Source organism: Pseudoxanthomonas gei (assembly GCF_010119615.1).
Lineage (GTDB): Bacteria > Pseudomonadota > Gammaproteobacteria > Xanthomonadales > Xanthomonadaceae > Pseudoxanthomonas_A > Pseudoxanthomonas_A gei.
Genome location: NZ_QOVG01000003.1, coordinates 218,828 through 239,533, shown reverse-complemented (window position 1 = coordinate 239,533; position 20,706 = coordinate 218,828). Strand labels below are relative to the sequence as shown.

Annotated in this window: 20 protein-coding genes; 13 read left to right on the top strand and 7 right to left on the bottom strand. The window is 64.5% G+C overall.

The features are described from left to right. Positions 1-78: 78 nt before the first annotated feature. Positions 79-753, bottom strand: coding sequence for a DUF6766 family protein (locus DT603_RS06135; protein ID WP_162348980.1), 675 nt, complete (start codon positions 751-753; stop codon positions 79-81). A 128-nt stretch (positions 754-881) separates the two neighbouring features. Here DT603_RS06135 and DT603_RS06130 point away from each other — a divergent pair, with 128 nt between their 5' ends. Further along, positions 882-1,490 (top strand): spore coat protein, encoded by a 609-nt coding sequence (locus DT603_RS06130; protein WP_162348979.1) that lies wholly within the window; start codon positions 882-884, stop codon positions 1,488-1,490. 51 nt (positions 1,491-1,541) lie between these two features. Beyond that, positions 1,542-1,790 carry a hypothetical protein gene (locus DT603_RS06125; protein ID WP_162348978.1) on the top strand — a complete coding sequence of 83 codons (249 nt, stop codon included), beginning with the start codon at positions 1,542-1,544 and terminating at the stop codon, positions 1,788-1,790. Between the two features lie 26 nt (positions 1,791-1,816). Here the strand turns inward: DT603_RS06125 and DT603_RS06120 are convergent, their stop codons facing one another. Both DT603_RS06120 and DT603_RS06115 read right to left on the bottom strand, forming a co-directional pair. Beyond that, entirely contained in the window at positions 1,817-2,545 is a 729-nt protein-coding gene (locus DT603_RS06120; protein WP_162348977.1) for a DNA-formamidopyrimidine glycosylase family protein, read from the bottom strand. Further along, a complete protein-coding gene (locus tag DT603_RS06115) occupies positions 2,538-3,311 on the bottom strand; it encodes a DUF72 domain-containing protein (RefSeq protein WP_162348976.1) in 774 nt (257 codons plus the stop codon). Before DT603_RS06115 ends, DT603_RS06120 begins: the two co-directional genes overlap by 8 nt. Positions 3,312-3,633: 322 nt before the next feature. On the opposite strand from DT603_RS06115, the gene DT603_RS06110 reads away from it, so the two are divergent. Beyond that, a complete protein-coding gene (locus tag DT603_RS06110; RefSeq protein ID WP_211368325.1) occupies positions 3,634-5,868 on the top strand; it encodes a catalase in 2,235 nt (744 codons plus the stop codon). Between the two features lie 206 nt (positions 5,869-6,074). On the opposite strand, the gene DT603_RS06105 is transcribed toward DT603_RS06110, so the two are convergent. Then, positions 6,075-7,238 (bottom strand): zinc-dependent alcohol dehydrogenase, encoded by a 1,164-nt coding sequence (locus DT603_RS06105; protein WP_162348974.1) that lies wholly within the window; start codon positions 7,236-7,238, stop codon positions 6,075-6,077. Between the two features lie 329 nt (positions 7,239-7,567). On the opposite strand from DT603_RS06105, the gene ligD reads away from it, so the two are divergent. The 3 genes from ligD (at position 7,568) to DT603_RS16200 (ending at position 11,445) form a co-directional block, all read left to right on the top strand. Continuing rightward, positions 7,568-10,267 (top strand): DNA ligase D, encoded by a 2,700-nt coding sequence (gene ligD / locus DT603_RS06100; protein WP_162348973.1) that lies wholly within the window; start codon positions 7,568-7,570, stop codon positions 10,265-10,267. 81 nt (positions 10,268-10,348) lie between these two features. After that, the gene (ku, locus tag DT603_RS06095) at positions 10,349-11,233 is read left to right on the top strand and encodes a non-homologous end joining protein Ku (RefSeq protein ID WP_162348972.1); all 885 of its coding nucleotides are present in this window, start codon (positions 10,349-10,351) and stop codon (positions 11,231-11,233) included. 83 nt (positions 11,234-11,316) lie between these two features. Then, positions 11,317-11,445, top strand: a complete 129-nt coding sequence (locus DT603_RS16200) for a hypothetical protein (RefSeq protein ID WP_281350901.1) — start codon at positions 11,317-11,319, stop codon at positions 11,443-11,445. 47 nt (positions 11,446-11,492) lie between these two features. Here the strand turns inward: DT603_RS16200 and DT603_RS06090 are convergent, their stop codons facing one another. After that, positions 11,493-12,086: a DNA-3-methyladenine glycosylase gene (locus tag DT603_RS06090; RefSeq protein WP_162349124.1), complete on the bottom strand. Its 594-nt coding sequence runs from the start codon at positions 12,084-12,086 to the stop codon at positions 11,493-11,495. A 263-nt stretch (positions 12,087-12,349) separates the two neighbouring features. On the opposite strand from DT603_RS06090, the gene DT603_RS06085 reads away from it, so the two are divergent. Further along, a complete protein-coding gene (locus DT603_RS06085; RefSeq protein ID WP_162348971.1) occupies positions 12,350-13,435 on the top strand; it encodes a CorA family divalent cation transporter in 1,086 nt (361 codons plus the stop codon). A 93-nt stretch (positions 13,436-13,528) separates the two neighbouring features. On the opposite strand, the gene DT603_RS06080 is transcribed toward DT603_RS06085, so the two are convergent. After that, positions 13,529-13,897: a hypothetical protein gene (locus DT603_RS06080; RefSeq protein WP_162348970.1), complete on the bottom strand. Its 369-nt coding sequence runs from the start codon at positions 13,895-13,897 to the stop codon at positions 13,529-13,531. A 211-nt stretch (positions 13,898-14,108) separates the two neighbouring features. On the opposite strand from DT603_RS06080, the gene rocF reads away from it, so the two are divergent. Further along, complete coding sequence (gene rocF / locus DT603_RS06075) at positions 14,109-15,032, top strand: arginase (protein WP_162348969.1); 924 nt, start codon at positions 14,109-14,111, stop codon at positions 15,030-15,032. A gap of 138 nt (positions 15,033-15,170) precedes the next feature. Then, positions 15,171-15,323 (top strand): entericidin A/B family lipoprotein, encoded by a 153-nt coding sequence (locus DT603_RS06070; protein ID WP_162348968.1) that lies wholly within the window; start codon positions 15,171-15,173, stop codon positions 15,321-15,323. Between the two features lie 100 nt (positions 15,324-15,423). Here DT603_RS06070 and DT603_RS06065 read toward each other — a convergent pair whose 3' ends face one another. Continuing rightward, positions 15,424-16,260: a hypothetical protein gene (locus DT603_RS06065; protein ID WP_162348967.1), complete on the bottom strand. Its 837-nt coding sequence runs from the start codon at positions 16,258-16,260 to the stop codon at positions 15,424-15,426. 106 nt (positions 16,261-16,366) lie between these two features. Here DT603_RS06065 and DT603_RS06060 point away from each other — a divergent pair, with 106 nt between their 5' ends. From DT603_RS06060 to DT603_RS06045, 4 genes are all read left to right on the top strand, one after another. After that, positions 16,367-17,656, top strand: coding sequence for a tryptophan--tRNA ligase (locus DT603_RS06060; RefSeq protein ID WP_162348966.1), 1,290 nt, complete (start codon positions 16,367-16,369; stop codon positions 17,654-17,656). After that, positions 17,656-17,970, top strand: a complete 315-nt coding sequence (locus tag DT603_RS06055; RefSeq protein WP_162348965.1) for a hypothetical protein — start codon at positions 17,656-17,658, stop codon at positions 17,968-17,970. The genes DT603_RS06060 and DT603_RS06055 overlap by 1 nt, the downstream gene beginning before the upstream one ends. Positions 17,971-18,043: 73 nt before the next feature. Beyond that, entirely contained in the window at positions 18,044-18,973 is a 930-nt protein-coding gene (locus tag DT603_RS06050) for an MBL fold metallo-hydrolase (protein WP_162348964.1), read from the top strand. Between the two features lie 69 nt (positions 18,974-19,042). Then, a complete protein-coding gene (locus DT603_RS06045) occupies positions 19,043-20,704 on the top strand; it encodes a M28 family metallopeptidase (RefSeq protein WP_246191608.1) in 1,662 nt (553 codons plus the stop codon). The last annotated feature ends 2 nt before the right edge of the window (positions 20,705-20,706 follow it).

Here is a 20,706-nt window from a genome sequence, read left to right as displayed (position 1 = left end):
GTGGTTTGCGGGACCCGCCCAGGACGAGTGCCGACAACGCAAGCAGCAGGAAACGATTCGGCTTCATGGAATTCCTGATCAGCTGCCGGTCTGGGAGTGTGGCGCGCGCAAGGGCTTGGACTGGGGTGAATCCTTCTGCCGCAACCAGATGCTGAGGATGACCAGCGAGCCGACCGCAAGGAATTCGCTTTGCCAGTTCTGGAAGGACTCGAACCAGAACTCCGAACTGCCCAGGAATCCGGCCAGGCTGATCGGTCCCTCGCCCTCGAGCTGGCGCGTGATTGTTTCGCGACGCCAGCTGCCATTGAGGTGGAAGACGAAGGACAGCAGGAACAGCGCGCTGAAAGCCAGCGCCAGCGAGTGCTCGTACAGCCTGAGCCACAAGCCACCGGCCCTGACCGGCCAGGGAACCGGCCCGGGCTGTACCGAATCCTGTTCTTCGGCCGGGTCCAGCGGCCTCGATTCGGCCGAACCCTTCTGGCGCAGCGACACGCTCAGCAGCACGTACATCCCCATCTGCAGGAATTCGCTCTCCCAGTTTTCAAACGTCGCAGCGACAAAATGACCGCTGGTCAGGTAGGCGCCCAGCGACAGGCCGGGCGCGCCCAGTTCGGCAAGCTCGGCGTTGTAGACCAGTCGACCGGAGATGATCTGCCCGACCAGGAACACCGCCATCAGGGCCAGGACCACGATCGACAGACCGTTGCGTTTGAAGAAGCTGTCGCCGGGGGCGTCGCTGGGCTGGCTGGACATGTTCTGCGCTCCGTGGGGGCGCAGAGCTTGGAAGCCTGAAAGTAAGTGTCCGTGAAAAAATCCGCTTCACGCTGCTTTAGCAGCAAAGGTCGATAACTATGCGCCCCACCCCTGAAGAGGATCCACGCATGGCAAGCAAGAATTACGACAGTGCCGGTGTAAAGGAACTGCTGTTGCAGGCCTTGGAGACCGAGCGCGGCGGCATCAAGATCTATACCGCGGCCATCAAGGCTGCTGTCAACCCGGACCTGCGCAAGGAGTTCGAAGGGTACCTGCGGGAGACGGTGCACCATGAGGAAGTGCTGACCCAGGTCTTTGCCGAACTGGGAATGGACACCGAGGAAACCAGTCCCGGCAGGCAAGTGTGCGCGCACAACGGCGCGGCCCTGGTCGAGGCCATCGAGATGGCGATCGCCAACGCAAAACCGGCCGCCGCCGAACTGGTGGCATGCGAGTGCGTGGTGCTGGCCGAAACCAAGGATCACAGCAACTGGGAGCTGATCGGCAAGGTGGCCGAAGCGGCGGATGACAAGCTGGCCACGGTGCTGAAGGCGGCTTACGACGAAGTGGAAGACGACGAAGACCACCACCTCTATCACACCAGGGGCTGGTGCCGGGAACTCTGGATCCAGAGCCTGGGCCTGCCGGCCGTGCTGCCGCCGCCGGAGGAAGTCAAGCAGGTTGAAACCGCCATCGGCGCCGCGCGTGCCGAGCAGACGCGAGAGGACATGCTGTAACTCCATTCCCAGCGGAGGAAAACCTCCGCCGTCCCGATGAGGAGATATTCCATGGCAACCAGCAAGACCAGCAAAGCCGCAACCGCCGGAAAGTCCACTGTCGCCAAGCGCGAACTGATTGCGCCCAATGGCGACAAGCGCCTGATCCGGCGCGACGAGAAAGGGCGTATTGCCGAGAGCGATGACCTCGGTCGATCGCTGTCCCAGGATGTGCGCAAGGCGGCCAAGACAACCGTCAAGGCGGGGCAGGGCGACAAGGGTGACCAGACGCGCGGCTATCAGAAGCGCAAGGCCGGCTGATTCGACCCGGTCGGCAGCCAGCTGCGCTAATAGCGCAGCTGGCAATGCCCGCAGAAGAAGGTGCGGCGGTTCGTAGTCCCCAGGTATTGTTTGGTGATCGCCCCGCCACACTCCGGGCAGGTGCGCTTGGTGTGCACCAGCCAATGCTTCTTGAGCACGAACTGCTTCTTCCATTCCAGGAAATCAAAGCTGTATTGCCGGGCCTGGGCTATCAGCTCACCGAGTTTGCGCGGCGGCAGGTCGCCGATCTTCGATTCGGGATGGAGACGGATGCGGAACAGCACCTCGTTCTTGATGATGTTGCCCACCCCGGCAAACACATCCTGGTCCAGCAGCGCATCGCAGACCAGCAGCGACGGTCGCAGCTTGAGCTTCCTGCGGGCAAGCTTCGGGTCCCAGCCTGGATCCAGCACGTCCCCGCGCCAGTCATAGGTGTCGTCCAGCGCTCCTTCGATGTATTTCAAGGAGGACGAATAGAAATTGAGCTCGCCATTGTCGAACTTGAGCGACATGCGCGGCGGCACCGGCTTGCGCTCGTCGATACGGTAGGTTCCGAACATCAGCATGTGCACGCGAAGGCTGAAGCCGCGGAACTCGATCAGGAAATGCTTGCCCCAGCTGCGCAGGGCCACCACCCGCCTGCCTTTCATACGTCCCAGGTCCAGGCTGCTGTTGCCGATCACTTCGCGCACGGTCCGGCCACGGAACTTCGTCGTGGCCTCGCGCAGGATGACGATCGATGGACCCTCAGGCATGCGTACGCTTCTTCGCAGCGGGCTTGGCGGCACCTGGTCTGAAAAGGTCCTGCAATGCGGCCGCGTTGGCCGCGGCGAAGCCATGGGTGGTGTTGTCGAAGATTACCCAGGGCGAAGTAGGGCGCTTCCGGTAGAGATCGACCTGTGATGCCAGCTCGGCCAGTGCCGGCTGCGTATAGTCGCTGTAGTACATGCGCGGGGAGCCATGCCAGCGCCAGTACGGCCAGCCCGGCTCCGCGCCTGGAAGCGCGGCTTCCGGCACGCGTGCCGGGTCGGCCGCTATCCGGCTGACACCGAAGCGCTTGAACAGCTCATCCGCCCTGGCCGTGAACCAGCTTGCGTGGCGCGGCTCGCAGACCAGTCCGGCCTCGCTGCGGCTGCGGAAACTCCTGAAGAAAGTGGAGGCCACGCGTGCATCCAGGGTCAGGCTGGGCGGAAGTTGCAGCAGGAAGCCGCCAAGTTTCTGGCCCAGCCCTTCGGCCTGGGGCAGGAAGCGATCCAGGACCGGTCCGGCACCACGCAATGCCAGCTCGTGGGAAATCGTTTGCGGCACCTTGACGGAAAAGCGGAAGCCGCGTGACACGGCTGCGGCCCAGCGCTCGTAGGTCTTGGTCTGGTGCGGCCGGTAGAACGAGGAATTGATTTCAACTATGGAAAACCGGGTGGCATAGCGCGCCAGCATGCTGTCGCCCGGACCGAACAGGTGCGCATGCGCGGCCGGTATCGACCAGCCGGCGCATCCCACTTTCACTTGGCGCTTCTGCATTGCAGAACCCTGTTCAGAGGCATGGAGTATTGCCAGCCAATCGTTACCTTGCGGCGAAGAGGCGTCCGTAAAAAAAGCCTCGCCATCGCACTAGCTGGCTCCACATGAACCTAACGACCAATGGTTAGGGTGTGCAACTCCCACCTTCCCTCAGGATCCGACCATGGCCAGCTCCCGCAAGACCGGCGCACCGGCAAAGAAGAAAGTCGCGGGCGCCTCTGCTGCCCGCAACAGCGACAGCGCCTCATCCAAAGCACCTCCGGCCGGCAGCGGTGACCTGCCAGCGGAGCGTTCGGCTGACGTGGACGCCACTGCCGCGGCAATGCCATTCAACGAGAACAAGGCTGCCGAGTACGGCCGCGCCAACGCCACCCAGCCGCCGGAAGGCGCGCAGGTCATTCCGCCGTCTGCGCTGGTCACTGGCAGCACGCTGGCCGAAACGAATACCTCTGAGAAAACCGGTACCCAGGCACCCGAGGGCACCAACACCACCGTGGGCTCGCTGGATCGCGTGCGCGTGGACAGCAGCGGCCAGCGCCTGACCACCAACCAGGGCGTGCCGGTTGCCGACAACCAGAACTCGCTGAAGGCCGGCTTGCGCGGACCGGCGCTGCTGAAGGACTTCATCCTTCGCGAAAAGATCACCCACTTCGACCATGAGCGCATTCCCGAGCGCATCGTGCATGCGCGCGGTTCGGGTGCGCACGGGTTCTTCGAGTCCTACAAGCCACAGAGCAAGCTGACCCGCGCGGCGCCGTTCCAGGAGGCAGGCAAGATCACGCCCGTGTTCGTGCGCTTCTCCACGGTGGCCGGCGAGCGTGGCAGCAAGGACACCGCACGTGACGTGCGCGGCTTCGCGGTGAAGTTCTACACCGATGAAGGCAACTGGGACCTGGTCGGCAACAACATGCCGGTGTTCTTCATCCAGGACGCGATGAAATTCCCCGACCTGGTGCATGCGGTCAAGCCCGAGCCGCACCATGCCATGCCGCAGGCTGCTTCGGCGCACGACACCTTCTGGGACTTCGTGTCGTTGATGCCCGAATCCACCCACATGCTGATGTGGCAGATGTCCGACCGCGCCATCCCCCGCAGCTACCGGATGATGCAGGGCTTCGGCGTGCACACCTTCCGCTTCGTCAACGAGGCCGGGCAATCGTCTTTCGTGAAATTCCACTGGACGCCGCTGCTGGGCACCCATGCCCTGCTATGGGACGAGGCGGTCAAGATCTCCGGCTGCGATCCCGATTACCACCGTCGCGACCTGTGGGAAGCGATCGAAGCCGGCGCCTATCCCGAGTGGGAGCTGGGCGTGCAGGTGTTCTCGGAAGAAGATGCCGAGCGCTTCTCGTTCGATGTGCTGGACGCGACCAAGCTGATCCCTGAGGAACTGGTGCCGGTGCAGCCGCTGGGCCGCATGGTGTTGAACCGCAATCCGGACAACTTCTTCGCCGAGACCGAGCAGGTGGCCTTCTGCACCGCACATGTCATTCCCGGCATCGATTTCACCAATGATCCGCTGCTGGCTGGGCGCATCCACTCCTACGTCGACACCCAGATCTCGCGACTGGGCGGGCCCAATTTCCACGAGCTCCCGATCAATGCGCCCGTGGCGCAGGTGCACAACAACCAGCGCGATGGCATGCATCGCCAGGCCATCCACCGCGGCCGCGTGTCCTATGAACCCAACTCACTGGGCGGCGGCTGCCCGTTCCAGGCCGGCGGTGCCGGGTTCGTTTCGTTCCCCGAGCCGGTCGAGCAGGACGAGGTGCGCGGCAAGCCGGAGAAGTTCGCCGAGCATTTCAACCAGGCGGCCCTGTTCTTCAACAGCCAGACGCCGGTGGAACAGGCGCATATCGCCGCCGCTTTCCGTTTCGAACTTTCGAAACTGACGGTGCCGGCGATCCGCGAGCGCGTGGTGTCGATGCTGCGCAATGCATCGGAGGATCTGGCCGCGCAGGTGGCCGAGGGCCTGGGCATGGCGTTGCCCGAGGCCATGCCGCGCGTGCTGGCCAAGCCGCCCAAGGCCGAAGTGGACAAGTCTCCGACCCTGTCGATGACCGCGCGTCCCGGCGCGGGCGGTATCGCCACCCGCAAGGTCGCGATTTTCGTTGGCGATGGCGTCGACGGCGACCAGGTGGCCGCCCTGCAGAAAGCCCTGTTCGACGGCGGCGCAGTGGGCAGGCTGGTCGGCCCGCGGGTCGGCCCGTTCACCGCGTCCGATGGCAGCACGGTGGATGCCGATGCGTCATTCGAGAACGAGCCCTCGGTGCTGTTCGATGCCGTGGCCATTCCCGATGGCGAGGGCACCGCGAAACTGTGGGCGCGCGACGGGCGCGCGGGTGAATTCGTCAAGGACCAGTTCCGTCATTGCAAGACGATCCTGGCACTGGGCGAGGCGGTGGCCTTCGTGGAAGGCGCCGGGGTGCTGCACGATGACAAGGATCCCGGACTGCTGCTGCAGAGCGAGCCGAAGAAGTCTTTCGTCGCCGATTTCACCGCGGCCCTGGCGATGCACAAGCATTTCGTCCGCGAAAGCGACCCGCCGCTGCTGTAAATCGTACGTCGAAGCAAGAACGTGAACTGGCGACCGGCCTGAACACCCGGTCGCCTTTTTTTGAAGCGGACCCTGATGCCATGTGGGAGGGCCTTCAGCCCCGACGCTTTAACACCCGCGAAGCTCTTGCTTCCCCCGGACAGTCGAAGAGCGTCGGGGCTGAAGCCCCTCCCACAAGATCTTTTACGCCACCGCCTGCCAGGCCCCTACGGTGTCAGCACCACCTTGCGGCAATCGTCCTCGGCCTTGTCGAAGGTGGCATACCCTTCGGCTGCATCAGCCAGGCTCATGCGATGGGAAATGATGATTTCCGGCTGGATGAGGCCGTTGCCGACATGCTCGAGCAATTCAGGCATCAGCGCCTGGGCATGGGTCTGTCCCATCTTGAAGGTCAGACCCTTGTCGAAGGCATCGCCAAACAGGAAACCGTGGATGAAGCCGGCATACACGCCGGGCACGCTGACCGTGCCACATCTGCGGGTTGCTGCGATGCATTGCCGCAATGCCGCGCCGCTGCTGCCTTCCAGTTTCAGATTGGTGAGCACTGTTTCGGTGGTGCTGCCCTTGGCTTCGAAGCCCACTGCGTCAATGCTGGCGTCCACGCCACGCCCGTTGGTCTGGGTCATGATCAGCTCCGCCGGGTCGTCCACTTCCTTCATGTTGATGGGGATGATTCCGTAGGCGCCCCTGGCGAAGTCCAGGCGGTACTGCAGCTCATCGATCATGTAGATCTGCTCGGCACCCAGCATGCGCGCGCATGCCGCGGACATCAGCCCGACCGGGCCGGCACCGAAGATCGCTACCGATGATCCCTTGCTGATGCCGGCGTTGATGACCGCCTGGTAGCCGGTAGGCAGGATGTCGGAAAGGAACAGGACCTGCTCGTCGCTCAATGCGTCGGGCACCTTCAACGGGCCAACATTGGCCTTGGGTACGCGTACATATTCGGCCTGACCGCCGGGCACGCCGCCATAGAGGTGGGTGTAGCCGAACAACGCGGCGGGCGGCTTGATGCCTTTCTGGTTCAGCGCAGCGCCCTTGCCGGTATTGGTGGTCTCGCATGCGGAATATTCGTCGAGCAGGCAATGGAAGCACTGGCCGCAGGCGATGACGAAGGGGATCACGACGCGATCTCCTTTCTTCACTGCCTTGACACCGGAACCGGCCTCCTCGACCACGCCCATGAACTCGTGTCCCAGGATGTCGCCGTGCTTGAGGGCCGGCATCTTGCCGCGATACAGATGCAGGTCCGAGCCGCAGATGGCCGTGGCCGTGACCCGGATAATGATGTCGTCATCCTGGACCAGGACCGGGTCCGGTACCTGCTCTACGCGGACGTCCTTGGCACCGTGATAGGTGAGGGCTTTCATGGGAACTCCTTGAATGGGGAACTTGCGGGCGATGGAATGTCGAGCGAGTCTTGCCAAGGCTGGAGCGCTGCCTGTTGGGTCAGCAGCAGGAACCTTCCACGCCGTGTATCAACTTGTCCAAGCCGATCAAGAAAACCTGCATCGTTTTTGACATGGGCGGCGTAAAGCGAAAGTGATCGGAGTGTGTGGAAAACTCCTGTTTCACGATGTTGTGCAGCACCACTGGAATACGGATTTGCAATGTGATCGGCTGCGCGCGAGTGGGGACATTGGCTTGAACACCGATTTCACAACGTCAGCATGACTATGCAGCGTCCAGGAGTACCGCCATGAGCCTCACCGAGTACCGTCGCAAACGTGCCTTCGACAAGACACGCGAGCCCGAGCCGGGCAAGGCCCTGCCGCGCGGCAAACGCGCCATCTTCGTCGTGCAGCTGCACCATGCCAGCCGGCGCCATTACGACTTCCGCCTGCAGATTGGCGATGCCCTGAAAAGCTGGGCGGTGCCCAAGGGCCCGAGTTACGACCCCGCGGTCAAACGCATGGCCGTGGAAGTCGAGGATCATCCGGTCGACTACGCCAGCTTCCAGGGTGAGATACCCAAGGATCAATATGGCGGAGGCCACGTTGCGACCTTCGACACCGGCGTATGGGCCAGCGACGGCGACCCGGAAGCCGGCCTGGCCAAGGGGCACCTGCGCTTCGAACTGTTCGGCAAGAAACTGAAAGGCGGCTGGCACCTGGTGCGTTCCGGCAAGCCGGCGCGCCAGCCGCAGTGGTTGCTGTTCAAGGACAAGGACGAGTACGCGGGCAGCCTGGAAGCCGATGACCTGCTGGCCGATGTGGCGCCGGCACCGGCCGAGGACCTCAAGCGCGCAGGTGCGGGCAAGACTGCGCGGAAGAAACTCGCCGAGGTTGCCGTATCTCGCAGCAGTGCAAGGAAGGACTGGGCGGCCTTGGCTGGCAAGCTCAGTGGTGCCAGGAAAAAGGTGCTGTCTCCAGATGCCTTCGAGCCGCAGCTGGCCAGGCTTGGCGATGCTCCGCCACAGGGCGAGCAGTGGCTGCATGAGATCAAGTGGGACGGCTACCGGATCGTTTCGACAGTGGTGAAGGGAAAGGCCCGGCTGTATTCACGCAACGCGATCGAATGGACCGGCAAGGTGCCGGAAATAACCACCGCCCTGGAAGCATTGGGGCTGGATCAGGCCGCGCTGGATGGCGAGCTGATTGCCGGGCAGGGCACCAAGCAGGATTTCAACCTGTTGCAGGGCACGCTGTCGGGGGAGAAGCAGGGCTCGCTCACCCTGGTGCTGTTCGACCTGTTGTATCTGCAGGGCTGGGACCTGCGCGCCGCGCCGCTGGCCGAGCGCAAGGCGCTGCTGGCCAAGGTGCTGGCCAAGCCGCCGGCGCACCTTTCCTTCAGTTCCCACATTCCGGGCAACGGTGATGATGCCTACCGTCTCGCGGCCGAACGGCACTTCGAAGGCATCATCTCCAAGCGTGCCGACCGCGCCTATCATCCGGGCCGCAGCGACGACTGGCGCAAGACCAAGAGCCTGGCCAGCGACGAGTTCGCGGTGGTCGGCTATACCGCGCCGAAGGGCAGCCGCAGCGGTTTCGGATCACTGCTGCTGGCGCGTCCGGACCCCGTGCATGGCTGGTCGTATGCAGGCCGGGTGGGCTCGGGTTTTTCCGACGAACTGCTGCGACAGGTCACCGCCGCCTTGCCTGCAGACGCGCAGGCCAAACCGAGCGTTCACGTGCCGCCACACGACACCGACTTGCGCAGCGCCAAATGGTTCGCGCCCGCGGCGGTGGTGGAAGTGTTCTATCGGGGCATAGGCGGGCACGGCCTGCTGCGCCAGCCCAGCCTCAAAGGTCTGCGCCCGGACAAATCCCCTGCCGACCTTGCCGACTCCGACCGGGACACGCCCATGACCCAAGCCAAACCTGCGCCGACAAAGAAAGCTGCAACGAAGAAGGTCGCCGCCAAAAGCACCGCTGCAACGAAAGCTGCCGTGCAGATAGCCGTCGCGACCCAAGCGGCTGCCAGGCCAGCCGCCGCGAAGAAAGCCGCGAGCGGGTCTGCCAGGCAGCGCCCGGCATCAGTGGTGGATACGGAGGAAACGCAGTTCAAGCTGACCAGCCCCGGCCGGGTGGTATTCCCCGACCGTGGCACCACCAAGCAGCAGGTGGCGGACTATTACCAGGCGATCATGCCGTGGCTGTTGCCGGAGATCATCGACCGGCCCTTGTCGATCATCCGCTGCACGCAGGGGGCCGATCGCCCGTGCTTTTTCCAGAAGCACCACACGGCCGGCCTGGAGCATGTCGATGCCGTCAAGCTCAAGGAGGAAGCCGGCAACCAGGCCGATTACCTGGTCGCACGCGACGCCCGTGCGGTGATGGAAATGGTCCAGTTCAATGCGCTGGAGTTCCATCCCTGGGGCTCGCATGCCGAGGACCCTGATCGCGCCGATCGCATCGTCTTCGACCTGGATCCCGGCCCGGGCGTGCCGTGGGCCGAGGTGGTCGCGGCCGCACGCCAGATCCGGAAACTGCTGGAAGACCTAGAGCTGGTTTCTTATGTGCGCACTTCCGGAGGCAAGGGCCTGCACGTGGTCATGCCCCTGAACCCGGGCTGCGACTGGGACGTGGTGAAGCCGTTTGCGCATGGCTTCGCCGAGACCATGGCGGCAATGGAGCCACTGAAGTTCGTGGCCACGGCCACCAAGAAATTCCGCGACGGCAAGATCTTCGTCGATTACCTGCGCAATGGCCGGGGCGCGACCAGCGTCGCCTCGTTTTCGCTGCGTGCACGGGAAGGGGCGCCGGTGGCCATGCCCCTGCGCTGGGAAGAGCTGGCCAAGGTCAAGAGCGGTGCTGCCTTCGACATCGACACGGCGCTCAAGCGCATGAAGCGGCTCAAGGCCCATCCCTGGGTCGGTATCGAGGACGTGCAGCAGGACCTGGACAAGGTCGGCAAGCTGCTGGGCGCCCGTAAGAAGGCGCGCACAGGCAAGCAATGACGTGATCGTAACGGCGCCGGCTCTAGTTTTGATTTCCACACGCGCCGCTGCACGGCGCCGCTTCGCTACCCGGACACCGACATGGCACGACCCATCTGGACTGGATCCCTTTCCTTCGGACTGCTGAACATCCCGGTATCGCTGATGTCGGGCGAACGCAGGACCGACCTCAGCTTCCGCATGCTCGATTCGCGCGACAAGAAACCGATCAAGTTCGAGCGCGTCAACGCCGATACCGGCGAGGAAGTGCCCTGGAAGGACATCATCAAGGCCTTCGAATACGACAAGGGCAGTTACGTCGTCGTCGAAAAGGAAGACATCCAGGCCGCGGCGCCGGAGTCGCATGAATCGGTCGACGTCGAGGCCTTCGTCGATGCCGACAGCATCGGCAAGCGCTTCTACGAGAAGCCCTACATCCTGGTGCCGGGCAAGAAGGCCGAGAAAGGCTATGTGCTGTTCCGCGAAACCCTCAAGGCCACCAACAAGGTGGGCATCGCCCGGGTGGTGATCCGCACCCGTGAATACATGTGCGCGGTGATGCCGGAGGGCGACGCGTTGATCCTGATGCTGCTGCGCTATCCACAGGAACTGGTGGATCCGGCCGATTACAAGATTCCCGAAGGCAAGACCGCCGACTACCGCATCTCCCCCAAGGAGATGGAAATGGCCAAGCAGCTCATCGGCTCGATGGCGGCCGAGTGGCAACCGGAGGAATACCACGACGAGTTCCGCGCGCGGCTGTCCGACATCATCAAGAAGCGGATCAAGTCCAAGGGCGCCACCACCAAGTTCGAAGAGCCGCCGGAGCGCGAGGACGCCGCCACCAACGTGGTCGACTTCATGTCCCTGCTGGAGCAGAGCCTGCAAAGCAAGAAGCGCACGCCTGCGGCCAAGTCCGTTGCCTCGGTGGTGAAGAAGAAACCTGCCGCCAAGAAGGCGGCCAAGAAGGCCACCAAGGCGTCCTAGCGCCAGCGCAGTGCTGGCCAACCGAGGTAGGGATGATGTCCGGAAAAAAACAACCAGGTTCCAAGGCGCAGCGCGATTCGGAGATGAGTTCTCCGACCGCATTGCGGAATGAAACCGCACCGCGCAAGGCGCGCGACATGCCTGAAGACGAGGGCTACAAGCAACGCGACCCGGAGAAGGACTACGCGGGGCCTGCGCGCAAGGATCATTGAAGCGTGTGGGTGAGCCGGGTGTCGCGCGTCAGGACTTGCGGGAAGGCTCATCTGCGGGTGCCGGGCTTCCTCGACAGGTGCGGGCTGCCTGCGACGAACCACCGCCAGGCATGCTCGGTTGCCCGGCTGATCCCGATGCGTTCCGAGGAGGCGGGTTCGGCAGGCGGTTCCGCCCCGTCGTCGTACAGGCCGATACCGTGCGTGCCCGAGACAAGGTCGGCGCCATCCAGTTTTCGGTCGATGCCGAGTGCCTGGCACAGGCGGCCCGGGCCACTGCAAAGCAACGACAACGAAGCGATATCCCCGCGCGCCTCGCGCATCCGCTCGATGCCCGCCACAGGCTCCAGCGCCCTGATCAGCACACCCATTCCGGGCTCGTCGTCCCAGCACACCGCATTGGCGCAGAAATGCATGCCGTAGGTGAAATAGACGTAGAGATGGCCAGGGGCGCCGAACATGGTGGCATTGCGGCGAGTTTTGCCACGGAACGAGTGCGCCGCCGGATCGCGCGAACCGCAGTAGGCTTCCACCTCGACGATACGGCCCATCCTGCCGTCCGCGCTGGCTAGCACCTTGTTGAGCAGTTGCGGGGCCACGTCGACCGGGTCACGTTCGAAGAAGGCCCTGTCGAGCCTGTGCATCAACTCCGGAGTGACGGGCGTGCCGGCCTTGTTTTCGGGTGAGACGGAAGCAGGCATGGGAAGCATCGTTGGGCTTGTGCTCCAGATAGTCCGGAGCGCGCCATTGCCCCGGCGTGAAGCATCAGCCTGGGGTGGGTCCACGCGTAGTGCGCGTGCAGCGGGAACGGCCGAGGCATTCACGGCCACTTAGCGCCGGCTGCCTTTTGATGCTGCATCGGCCGGCGGCGAATCGATATTCGCCCTTCAATCTGGAGTTTAGTCCCGTGCATTCCGGCCCCAACGCCCGCATCAGCGCCGCAGAGAACCCTATGGATGCAGATGCCGAAACCCGGGAGCAGGGCGCAGCGCAAGCAGCGGCCGCTGCCGAGGATCCGGTGGCCCATGTCAGCGCGCTGTTGTTCGACGCGGACCGCGAGGACCGCGAGGTCGATCTGGCCAGCGCATCCCTGGGCAAGGATCCGGGTGACCGCCAGCTCCTCTGGATCGACGCGCTGAACCCGGGCGAGCGGGAGCTGCGGGACCTGGCCCAACGCCTGGCACTGCCCGCCGCCGCCATCGATGGATACCTTGGGACCGAGACCAACCCGGTACTGGACAACTGTGGCAAGTGCTTCTGGCTGCGGGTCGTGGCGGTGGACGGCAAGCCGGGTTATGAGTTTGCCGGCAAGGTGCTGACGATGATCGCGGCTGGCAACGTGGTCGTCACCCTGCATCGGTATCCGGTGGAATTCCTGGAATCAGTGCGAGCGCGCCAGTCTTCGCGCGGCGGAATCGGGGAGCTCGGCGCGGGCAGTTTCGTGTCCGCGCTGCTCGACTGGCAGCTGGGCACCTACTTCGAAGCCGTCTCGCGGTTCGAAGCAGGCGTGGAGCGACTGGAGGTGGATGTCCTCTCCAGCAACCCCAGGGACTGCCTGGTGGAGCTTCGGGCGTTGCGCAAGGCCGCCTCCAGGCTGCGGCGGATGCTGGCCCCCCACCGGGTAGTGTTCGGCGCCTTGCCCAGGGCCGACTTCCGGCCTGAAGAGGACGAGCGCACCGACCGCCATTTCCGCGCACTCGACACTCATTACGAGCGGGCCATGGACATGGTAGAAAATGCCCGCGACCTGGTGGTGGGCAGCTTCGAGCTGTTCAGCAGCCAGACCGCGCTTGCGGCCAACGAAACAATGAAAGTGCTGACCTTTGCCACGGTGGTGATCGGCATTCTTGCCGTCATCGGTGGAATCTTGGGCATGAACTTCGAGGCGCCCCTGTTCAAGACCGGCGTGGTCGGCTTCACCGTGGCGGTGGTGCTGATGGCCGCGTTGGCGGTGGGTTCGATCTTCTTTGGCCGCTGGCGAGGATGGTTGTAGCTTGCTCGCACCCTGCGACCCTGGTCACGCGGCTACAGGCACGCGGGCATAAGGTCACGCCCGGTTATATGGTTGGACACGCGTGGACGCTGCTCAGGCGCTGGCGAGGGCCCGTGTTGTGGCAGGTAAGTGGGTGACCGGCTGCCAGCAGTCGCCGCTGCGCATGCGCTTCCAGGTTTCGCGGACGATGGCCTCGCTGAGCGGCCAGTCGAGCCGCTGCCATTCCGGCACTGTGCGCTCATAGCGCTGGCGCAGGTTGGACATCAGAGTGTCCAGGTCATGGCGGTAGTTCAGCAGGTAGACGTCGTAGCCGAATTTCAGGGTGGGAATGTAGTCGTCGAACTCACGCGTGCTGCGATGGAATGCGCTCTGGCGGTAGGAAGCGCGCCAGTGGCGCAGCTCGGCGTCGATGTCCAGCATGACATCCTGGGGGGTGGAGCGAATGTCACGAATGCTACCCATGGCAATCTCCGGCGAATGGCGGCGCTTTTTCCCTGCAGTTCCAGTGTTCTGAAGTCGCCGTGATATGGGCGTGATCAATACGTGAGCGAGGCATGAAATGCTGCCATCGACTTGCAGGAGCAGTCCGCAAGCCCTTGTTGTTGCAGCGCCACAGGCCCGCGCACCGATCACGGCTAGACTTGCGCCCCCCGGAAGTCAATGAAGAGTGCACATGAGTCGAGCTTTCCCGCCGGTTTCCCTGATCGGGGTTCCCACCGACATCGGTGCCGGCCACCGTGGCGCGCGCATGGGTCCCGATGCGCTGCGCATTGCCGGACTTTGCGAGGCCCTGGCCGCGCGTGGCGTGGACGTCGCAGACCGCGGCAACCTGACCGGGCCGGTCAATCCCTGGCTGGCGCCGGTCGACGGTTATCGCCATCTGGAAGAAGTAGTGGCCTGGAACCGCGAGCTGATGCACGCCACTGCGGCGGAACTGGCGGCAGGGCGCATGCCGGTCATGCTGGGCGGCGACCACTGCCTTGGAATGGGTGCCATCACTGCGGTAGCCCAGCATTGCCGCGACACCGGCAAGCAGCTGCGGGTGATCTGGCTGGATGCGCATTCCGATTTCAATACCAGCGCGGTGACGCCTTCGGGAAATATCCACGGCATGCCGGTCGCCTGCCTGTGCGGGATAGGCCCGGACGCATTGACCCGGCTGGGACGTGATTATCCGGCCATGGATCCGGGTGACATCCGACAGATCGGCATCCGCTCGGTGGATGCGGAAGAGAAGCGCCTGATCAAGGACAACGGCATCGACGTCTATGACATGCGCTACATCGACGAGAACGGCATGAAGCGGACCATGGAAGCAGCGCTGGAGGGCGTGGACGAAAACACCCACCTGCACGTCAGCTTCGACGTCGATTTCCTCGACCCCAGCATTGCGCCGGGCGTGGGCACCACCGTACCCGGCGGCCCCAATTACCGCGAGGCGCAACTGGTGATGGAGATGATTGCCGACACCGGGCGCCTGCTGTCGCTGGACATCGTCGAGCTCAACCCGGTCATTGACACGCGCAACCTGACTGCCGAGCTGGTGGTCGACCTGGTGGAAAGCCTGTTTGGCAAGTCGACCCTGATGCGGGACTGAGCGACAGGGCTGACCGAAAACTGAACACGGCGCCTCTTGTTCACACGGGATGAATGCCCGGCACGTCAGTTTGTGTCCCAAGGTTTACCGACTCAAGGCGGAAAGCCGGCGCGACCCCATACACCCAGGAGGAATCACATGAAGCGTTTATTGGCATTGATGGTAGTGGCTATGTTCTCGATGGGCACGCTGACCGCGTGCAACACCATGGCTGGTGCAGGCAAGGATGTGCAGAAGGTCGGCGAGAAGGTCGAAGACAAGGCTGAAGACTGCAAGGACGCCAAGTGCTGATCTGAGATCTCCGGATCCAGCAGTCAGCGCAGTCAATGCGTGAAAAGGGCCGGTCTATCCGGCCCTTTTTTGTGGGCGGCGCAGTGGCTGGCGGGATGTGCTAGCGGTATGGGTCCGCCACGAACCCATTCGGGAAAGACCGTGGACGGTCTTCACCGCGATCCCGGTACGGGGCGGGGTAGTGCTGCGGCATCGCGCCGATGGCCATCAGCCGGCGCGGTTCGTCGTAGCGCAGTTCGCTGACCTGGACGGGGCTGCGCGTGGCGCGGACGAAACTGGTCTGGCCGACTGGCGCCCATTCCCGCTGCCCATGGCCGGTACCCAGGCTTTGCCGCGCGCCGCTGACGGCATCGGCCGCGCTGGAAGCTTCAGCCGACTGTCGCTCCGCGGCCATGCCGTTGGCCGACGCCGCGGGCGCGCCAGGGGCCCTGGCTTCAACGCGCTCGTAATCCCCGCCGCGCGACAGTGACGGTGCCGGGTAATAGCGGGGACGAGACTCCTGGAACACGGCCACGCCGATCACGCCGACATCGCGCGGGCGGCCGGTGCGGGCCGCATAGCTGTCGCCCAGGTCGGTGAACACGAATTGGGCGATGTCATCCAGCGACTTGCGCCAGCCTGCGATCTCGGCGCTTTCCCAGGGCTCGAGCACGTAACCGGCCTGCGACGGACTGGCCGTCTGCCCGGTGACGGCATTGACGCCATCCACTGACAGGACCACCAGCACCCGCTCGCCGGTGGTGTTGGTCAGGCGTACGCCATAGCGGTTGCCGGGGGTGCCGGCTACCCAGACGTCGCCGCCATGCGGGTATTCGCGCAGCCATTCGCCGGTGTCGCGATCGACCACCGACACGTCGACGAGCGCCCTGGCAGCGACGGGCGAGCAGGCTGCGGTCATCAGCAGGGTCATTGCTATCAGCACGATCTTCTGGAACATGGCGCTTCTCCGGTGGGGACCTGGCGTCGAACGCGCCGCCCCCCGGATCGGGGTTGGCGATGCCACCGGTTAAACTTGGGGTCGTTCAGGCCAGGTACCCCCACGAATGACCCGCGTCCTTACCGGCATCACCACTTCCGGCACCCCGCACCTCGGCAATTACGTCGGCGCGGTACGCCCGGCCATTGCGGCGAGCCGCGCCCCCGATGCGGAAAGTTTCTATTTCCTGGCCGACCTGCACAGCCTGGTCAAGGTGCAGGACGCCGCCCGGGTGCAGCGCTCGACCCTGGAAATCGCGGCGACCTGGCTGGCCGCCGGCCTGGATCCGGACAAGGTCTGGTTCTACCGCCAGTCCGACATTCCCGAAATCAGCGAGCTCAACTGGTTCCTGACCTGCGTGGCCGGCAAGGGTGCGCTGAATCGTGCGCATGCCTACAAGGCGTCGGTGGACCGCAACCGCGCCGAGGGCGAGGACGATGATTCCGGCATCACCGCCGGCCTCTTCATGTATCCGGTGCTGATGTCCGCCGACATCCTTCTGTTCAACGCGCACAAGGTGCCGGTGGGCCGCGACCAGGTCCAGCACATCGAGATGGCGCGCGATTTCGGCCAGCGCTTCAACCATCTTTTCGGCAGGGACTACTTCACCCTGCCCGAGGCGGTGATCGAGGAAAACGTGGCGACACTGCCCGGCCTGGATGGCCGCAAGATGAGCAAGAGCTACGACAACACCATTCCGCTGTTCGCGCCGCGCCAGGAGATGCGCAAGCTGATCGCCTCCATCGTCACCGATTCGCGTGCGCCGGGCGAAGCCAAGGAGGCCGAAGGCTCGCATGTGTTCCAGCTGTACCAGGCTTTCGCCAGCAGCGAGGAAACGGCCGGGATGCGCCAGGCCTTCGCCGACGGCATTGGCTGGGGCGATGCGAAACAGCAGCTGTTCGAACGCATCGATGCCGAGGTCGCACCGATGCGCGAGCGCTACGAGTCGCTGATGGCGCGGCCGGCAGAGGTCGAGGCGATGCTGCGTGACGGCGCCAGGCGCCTGCGGGCGAAGTACGCCACGCCGTTCCTGGCCGAGCTGCGCCAGGCGGTCGGTTTGCGTGACCTGTCGTTCCAGGCCGCGGCGGGGGGCGAGGCCGTGGACAAGGTCACGCTGCCTTCCTTCAAGCAATACCGAGACACCGACAAGCGCTTCTACTTCAAGCTCCTGGACGGCGAGGGCGAGTTGTTGCTGCAAAGTGCGGGCTTCGATTCGCCCAAGGAAGCGGGCCAGCTGATCGGGGTGTTGAAACTGGCCGAAAGCGCCAATGCCCTGGAAACGCCGGCGATCAACGTACTGGTGCCAGTGGAGAAGGTGCTGGTCGCGCTGGGCCACCTGCGCCAGGCCGAAGGCTGATGCCGTTCCTTGCGGTGGTGCTGTTCCTGCCGTGGTTCCTGCTGCTGGGCGCGCTGTTCTGGCTGTTCCGGCGCGAACCGCGCACGGCGGCGCGCAAGCGCTTCGATGTGATTGCCTTGCTGCTGGCCTTTGCACTCAGCATTGCCGGCATGCGGTGGGGATACGCGCTGGGCCTGGCCGACATCGGCACCGGCGCCATCTGGAAGCAGGTACTGGCCACGCTGGTCGCCTATGGCGCCTTCCTGATGGCGATGTTCATCGCCATGGTGCTGCGCAGCTGGCTGCTGTCACGCCGGCCGGCTCCTGCGGGCTGAGACCAAAGCGGCATCGCAGGTTGCCCGTCCATTCCCTACTATCGATGTTCCGCAGCAGGCGCGCATGCTCCCGATGAACCAGTTCGGCATCCACACCATCGACACCGCTTTCCAGCGCGATCATTTCGACGCGGCGTACCTGATGGTGGAGAAGGGCCGCGGCGCTTTCATCGATTGCGGCACCAACCATTCCGTTCCCAACCTGCTGGCCGTACTCAAAGCGCAGGGCCTGCGGCCCGCGGACGTGGACTGGCTGCTGGTCACCCACGTGCACCTGGACCACGCCGGCGGCGCGGGTGCGCTGATGGCGCGGTTGCCGAATGCGCGCCTGGTCGTGCATCCGCGCGGTGCGCGCCACATGATCGATCCCTCCAAGCTCATTGCTGGCGCGACTGCCGTCTATGGAGCGGAAGAGATGATGCGCAGCTACGGCGAGATCCTGGCGGTTGCCGAGGATCGCGTGGTCATCGCCGAGGACGGACACACCGTGGACTTCAATGGCCGCGAACTCCTGTGCCTCGACACGCCGGGCCATGCACGCCATCACTATTGCGTGTGGGATGCGCGCAGCCGCAGCTGGTTCACCGGCGACACCTTCGGCCTGTCCTATCGCGAACTGGATGGCGCGAAGGGACCGTTCGTGATTCCCACTTCCTCACCCGTCCAGTTCGAGCCCGAGGCGTTGAAGCATTCCATTTCCCGGCTGATGTCCTGGCAGCCCGAATCGATGTACCTGACCCACTACGGACGCGTTGGCGACCTGCAGCGGCTGGCCCGCGATCTGCACGAGCAGATCGATGCCATGGTGGCGATCGGGCGCAATTGCGACGAGCGCGCGGACCGCCACCGCTGCCTGGCGGCCGCGCTGCGCGCGTTGTACCTGGAGCGCGCGCAGGCCCATGGATGTCCGCTGGATGATGCGGGGGTGGAGAAGGTGCTGGCGATGGACATCGAACTCAACGCGCAGGGCCTGGCCTCGTGGCTGGACCGCGACAAGCGCTGAGCCGGGATCGGAGTTCGGCAGGAAATCCCGTCCCGTAGACTGGACGTGCCGATCATCTGGAGCGTTGCCTTGAAGCCTGCCCTGCTGCTTGCCGTCGCCATCCAGTTCTCTGCCAGCGCACATGCGGCGCAGGCCGTGCCCGGCGGCGGCATCAGCGCCGCCAACCTGTCGCGGCACGTCAGCACCCTGGCCTCGGATGCATTCGAGGGGCGCGCACCGGCAACGCCAGGCGAAGACCGGACCATCGCCTACCTGCAGCAACAATTCGCCGCCTCCGGGCTGGAGCCGGCGGGCGACAACGGCGGCTGGACGCAGGCCGTGCCGTTGCTGCGCGCGCAGATGGATGGGCCGGTGAACGCGGCGCTGGACATCGCGGGCCAACACCAGGTTCTGGTGAACGGCACCGACCTCGTGCTGCAGACCCTGCAGCCGGTTTCGCAGGTGGAGATCGAGCAGGCGCCGCTGGTGTTCGTCGGCTATGGCATCGATGCGCCGGAGCGCGGCTGGGACGACTTCAAGCAGGTCGACCTGAAGGGCAGGATCGCCGTGGTGCTGGTCAATGATCCGGATTTCGAAACCGCGCAGCCCGGCAGTTTCGACGGTCGCGCAGTGACCTATTACGGGCGCTGGACCTACAAATACGAGGAAGCCGCGCGCCAGGGCGCGCTGGGCGTGCTGATCGTGCACGAGACCGCGCCGGCAGCCTATGGCTGGGCCACGGTGAAGAGCTCAGGCCTGTCGCCGGTGTTCGATATCGAGCGTGCCGACGCCGCGACCTACCACACCCTGCTGCGCGGCTGGATGCAGCGCGACCTGGCGGTGTCGTTGTTCAAGCGCGCCGGCCTGGATTTCGAAACCGCCAAGCGCCAGGCGCAGGCTGCCGATTTCAAACCGGTGCCATTGGGCGACGCGCGCCTGTCGGTGGACTTCAAGGTCAAGCGCGACCGCGTGGTCACGCGCAACGTGGTGGGCAGGCTGACCGGCGCCTTGAAACCTGGAGAGACCGTGATCTATTCGGCGCACTGGGACGCCTTCGGCATCGGCGAGCCGGATGCTGGCGGAGACCGCATCCGCCATGGCGCGATCGACAACGCCACTGGCGTGGCCACGGTGCTGGAGCTGGCGCGGGTGTTTGCCGCCGGCCCGCGTCCCGCGCGCACGCTGCTGTTCCTGGCCCTGACCGCGGAGGAGAAAGGCCTGCTGGGCGCGAATTATTTCGCCGCCCATCCGCTGGTGCCGCTCGACACCACGGTGGCGGTGTTGAACATCGAAATGTTGAGCCCGGACGGACTCACCCACGACATCGCTTCCTGGGGCAAGGGGAAAGTGTCGCTGGAAACCGAACTGCAACGCGTCGCCCAGGCGCGCGGTCGCCGCTATTCGCCCGATCCCAACCTGGAAGCGGGCTTCTTCTATCGCGCCGATCATTTCGCCTTCGCACGCGCCGGTGTGCCGGCGATCACCGTGGGGGCGGGACTGGATCGGGTGGAAGGCGGCGTGGCAGCGGGGCGCAAGCTGCGCGAGGCGTATTTCGCCAGGTGCTACCACCAGCCCTGCGATGCCTGGACGGCGCAATGGGACCTGCGTGGCCAGGTCGCGGACGTGACACTGCTTTACGACCTGGGTGCGGGCCTGGCCAACAGTGGTCAATGGCCGCAGTGGCAGGAAGGATCGGAGTTCAAGGCGATCCGCGCCGAAAGTGATAAATCAAGGGTAGCCAGCAAACCGTAGAG

Excerpts from the sequence above, each read along its gene's own strand:
- DT603_RS06135 (WP_162348980.1), bottom strand. The coding sequence starts at position 753 with ATGTCCAGCCAGCCCAGCGACGCCCCCGGCGACAGCTTCTTCAAACGC.
- DT603_RS06130 (WP_162348979.1), top strand. The coding sequence starts at position 882 with ATGGCAAGCAAGAATTACGACAGTGCCGGTGTAAAGGAACTGCTGTTG.
- DT603_RS06125 (WP_162348978.1), top strand. The coding sequence starts at position 1,542 with ATGGCAACCAGCAAGACCAGCAAAGCCGCAACCGCCGGAAAGTCCACT.
- DT603_RS06120 (WP_162348977.1), bottom strand. The coding sequence starts at position 2,545 with ATGCCTGAGGGTCCATCGATCGTCATCCTGCGCGAGGCCACGACGAAG.
- DT603_RS06115 (WP_162348976.1), bottom strand. The coding sequence starts at position 3,311 with ATGCAGAAGCGCCAAGTGAAAGTGGGATGCGCCGGCTGGTCGATACCG.
- DT603_RS06110 (WP_211368325.1), top strand. The coding sequence starts at position 3,634 with ATGCCATTCAACGAGAACAAGGCTGCCGAGTACGGCCGCGCCAACGCC.
- DT603_RS06105 (WP_162348974.1), bottom strand. The coding sequence starts at position 7,238 with ATGAAAGCCCTCACCTATCACGGTGCCAAGGACGTCCGCGTAGAGCAG.
- ligD (WP_162348973.1), top strand. The coding sequence starts at position 7,568 with ATGAGCCTCACCGAGTACCGTCGCAAACGTGCCTTCGACAAGACACGC.
- ku (WP_162348972.1), top strand. The coding sequence starts at position 10,349 with ATGGCACGACCCATCTGGACTGGATCCCTTTCCTTCGGACTGCTGAAC.
- DT603_RS16200 (WP_281350901.1), top strand. The coding sequence starts at position 11,317 with ATGAGTTCTCCGACCGCATTGCGGAATGAAACCGCACCGCGCAAGGCG.
- DT603_RS06090 (WP_162349124.1), bottom strand. The coding sequence starts at position 12,086 with ATGCACAGGCTCGACAGGGCCTTCTTCGAACGTGACCCGGTCGACGTG.
- DT603_RS06080 (WP_162348970.1), bottom strand. The coding sequence starts at position 13,897 with ATGGGTAGCATTCGTGACATTCGCTCCACCCCCCAGGATGTCATGCTG.
- rocF (WP_162348969.1), top strand. The coding sequence starts at position 14,109 with ATGAGTCGAGCTTTCCCGCCGGTTTCCCTGATCGGGGTTCCCACCGAC.
- DT603_RS06070 (WP_162348968.1), top strand. The coding sequence starts at position 15,171 with ATGAAGCGTTTATTGGCATTGATGGTAGTGGCTATGTTCTCGATGGGC.
- DT603_RS06065 (WP_162348967.1), bottom strand. The coding sequence starts at position 16,260 with ATGTTCCAGAAGATCGTGCTGATAGCAATGACCCTGCTGATGACCGCA.
- DT603_RS06060 (WP_162348966.1), top strand. The coding sequence starts at position 16,367 with ATGACCCGCGTCCTTACCGGCATCACCACTTCCGGCACCCCGCACCTC.
- DT603_RS06055 (WP_162348965.1), top strand. The coding sequence starts at position 17,656 with ATGCCGTTCCTTGCGGTGGTGCTGTTCCTGCCGTGGTTCCTGCTGCTG.
- DT603_RS06050 (WP_162348964.1), top strand. The coding sequence starts at position 18,044 with ATGAACCAGTTCGGCATCCACACCATCGACACCGCTTTCCAGCGCGAT.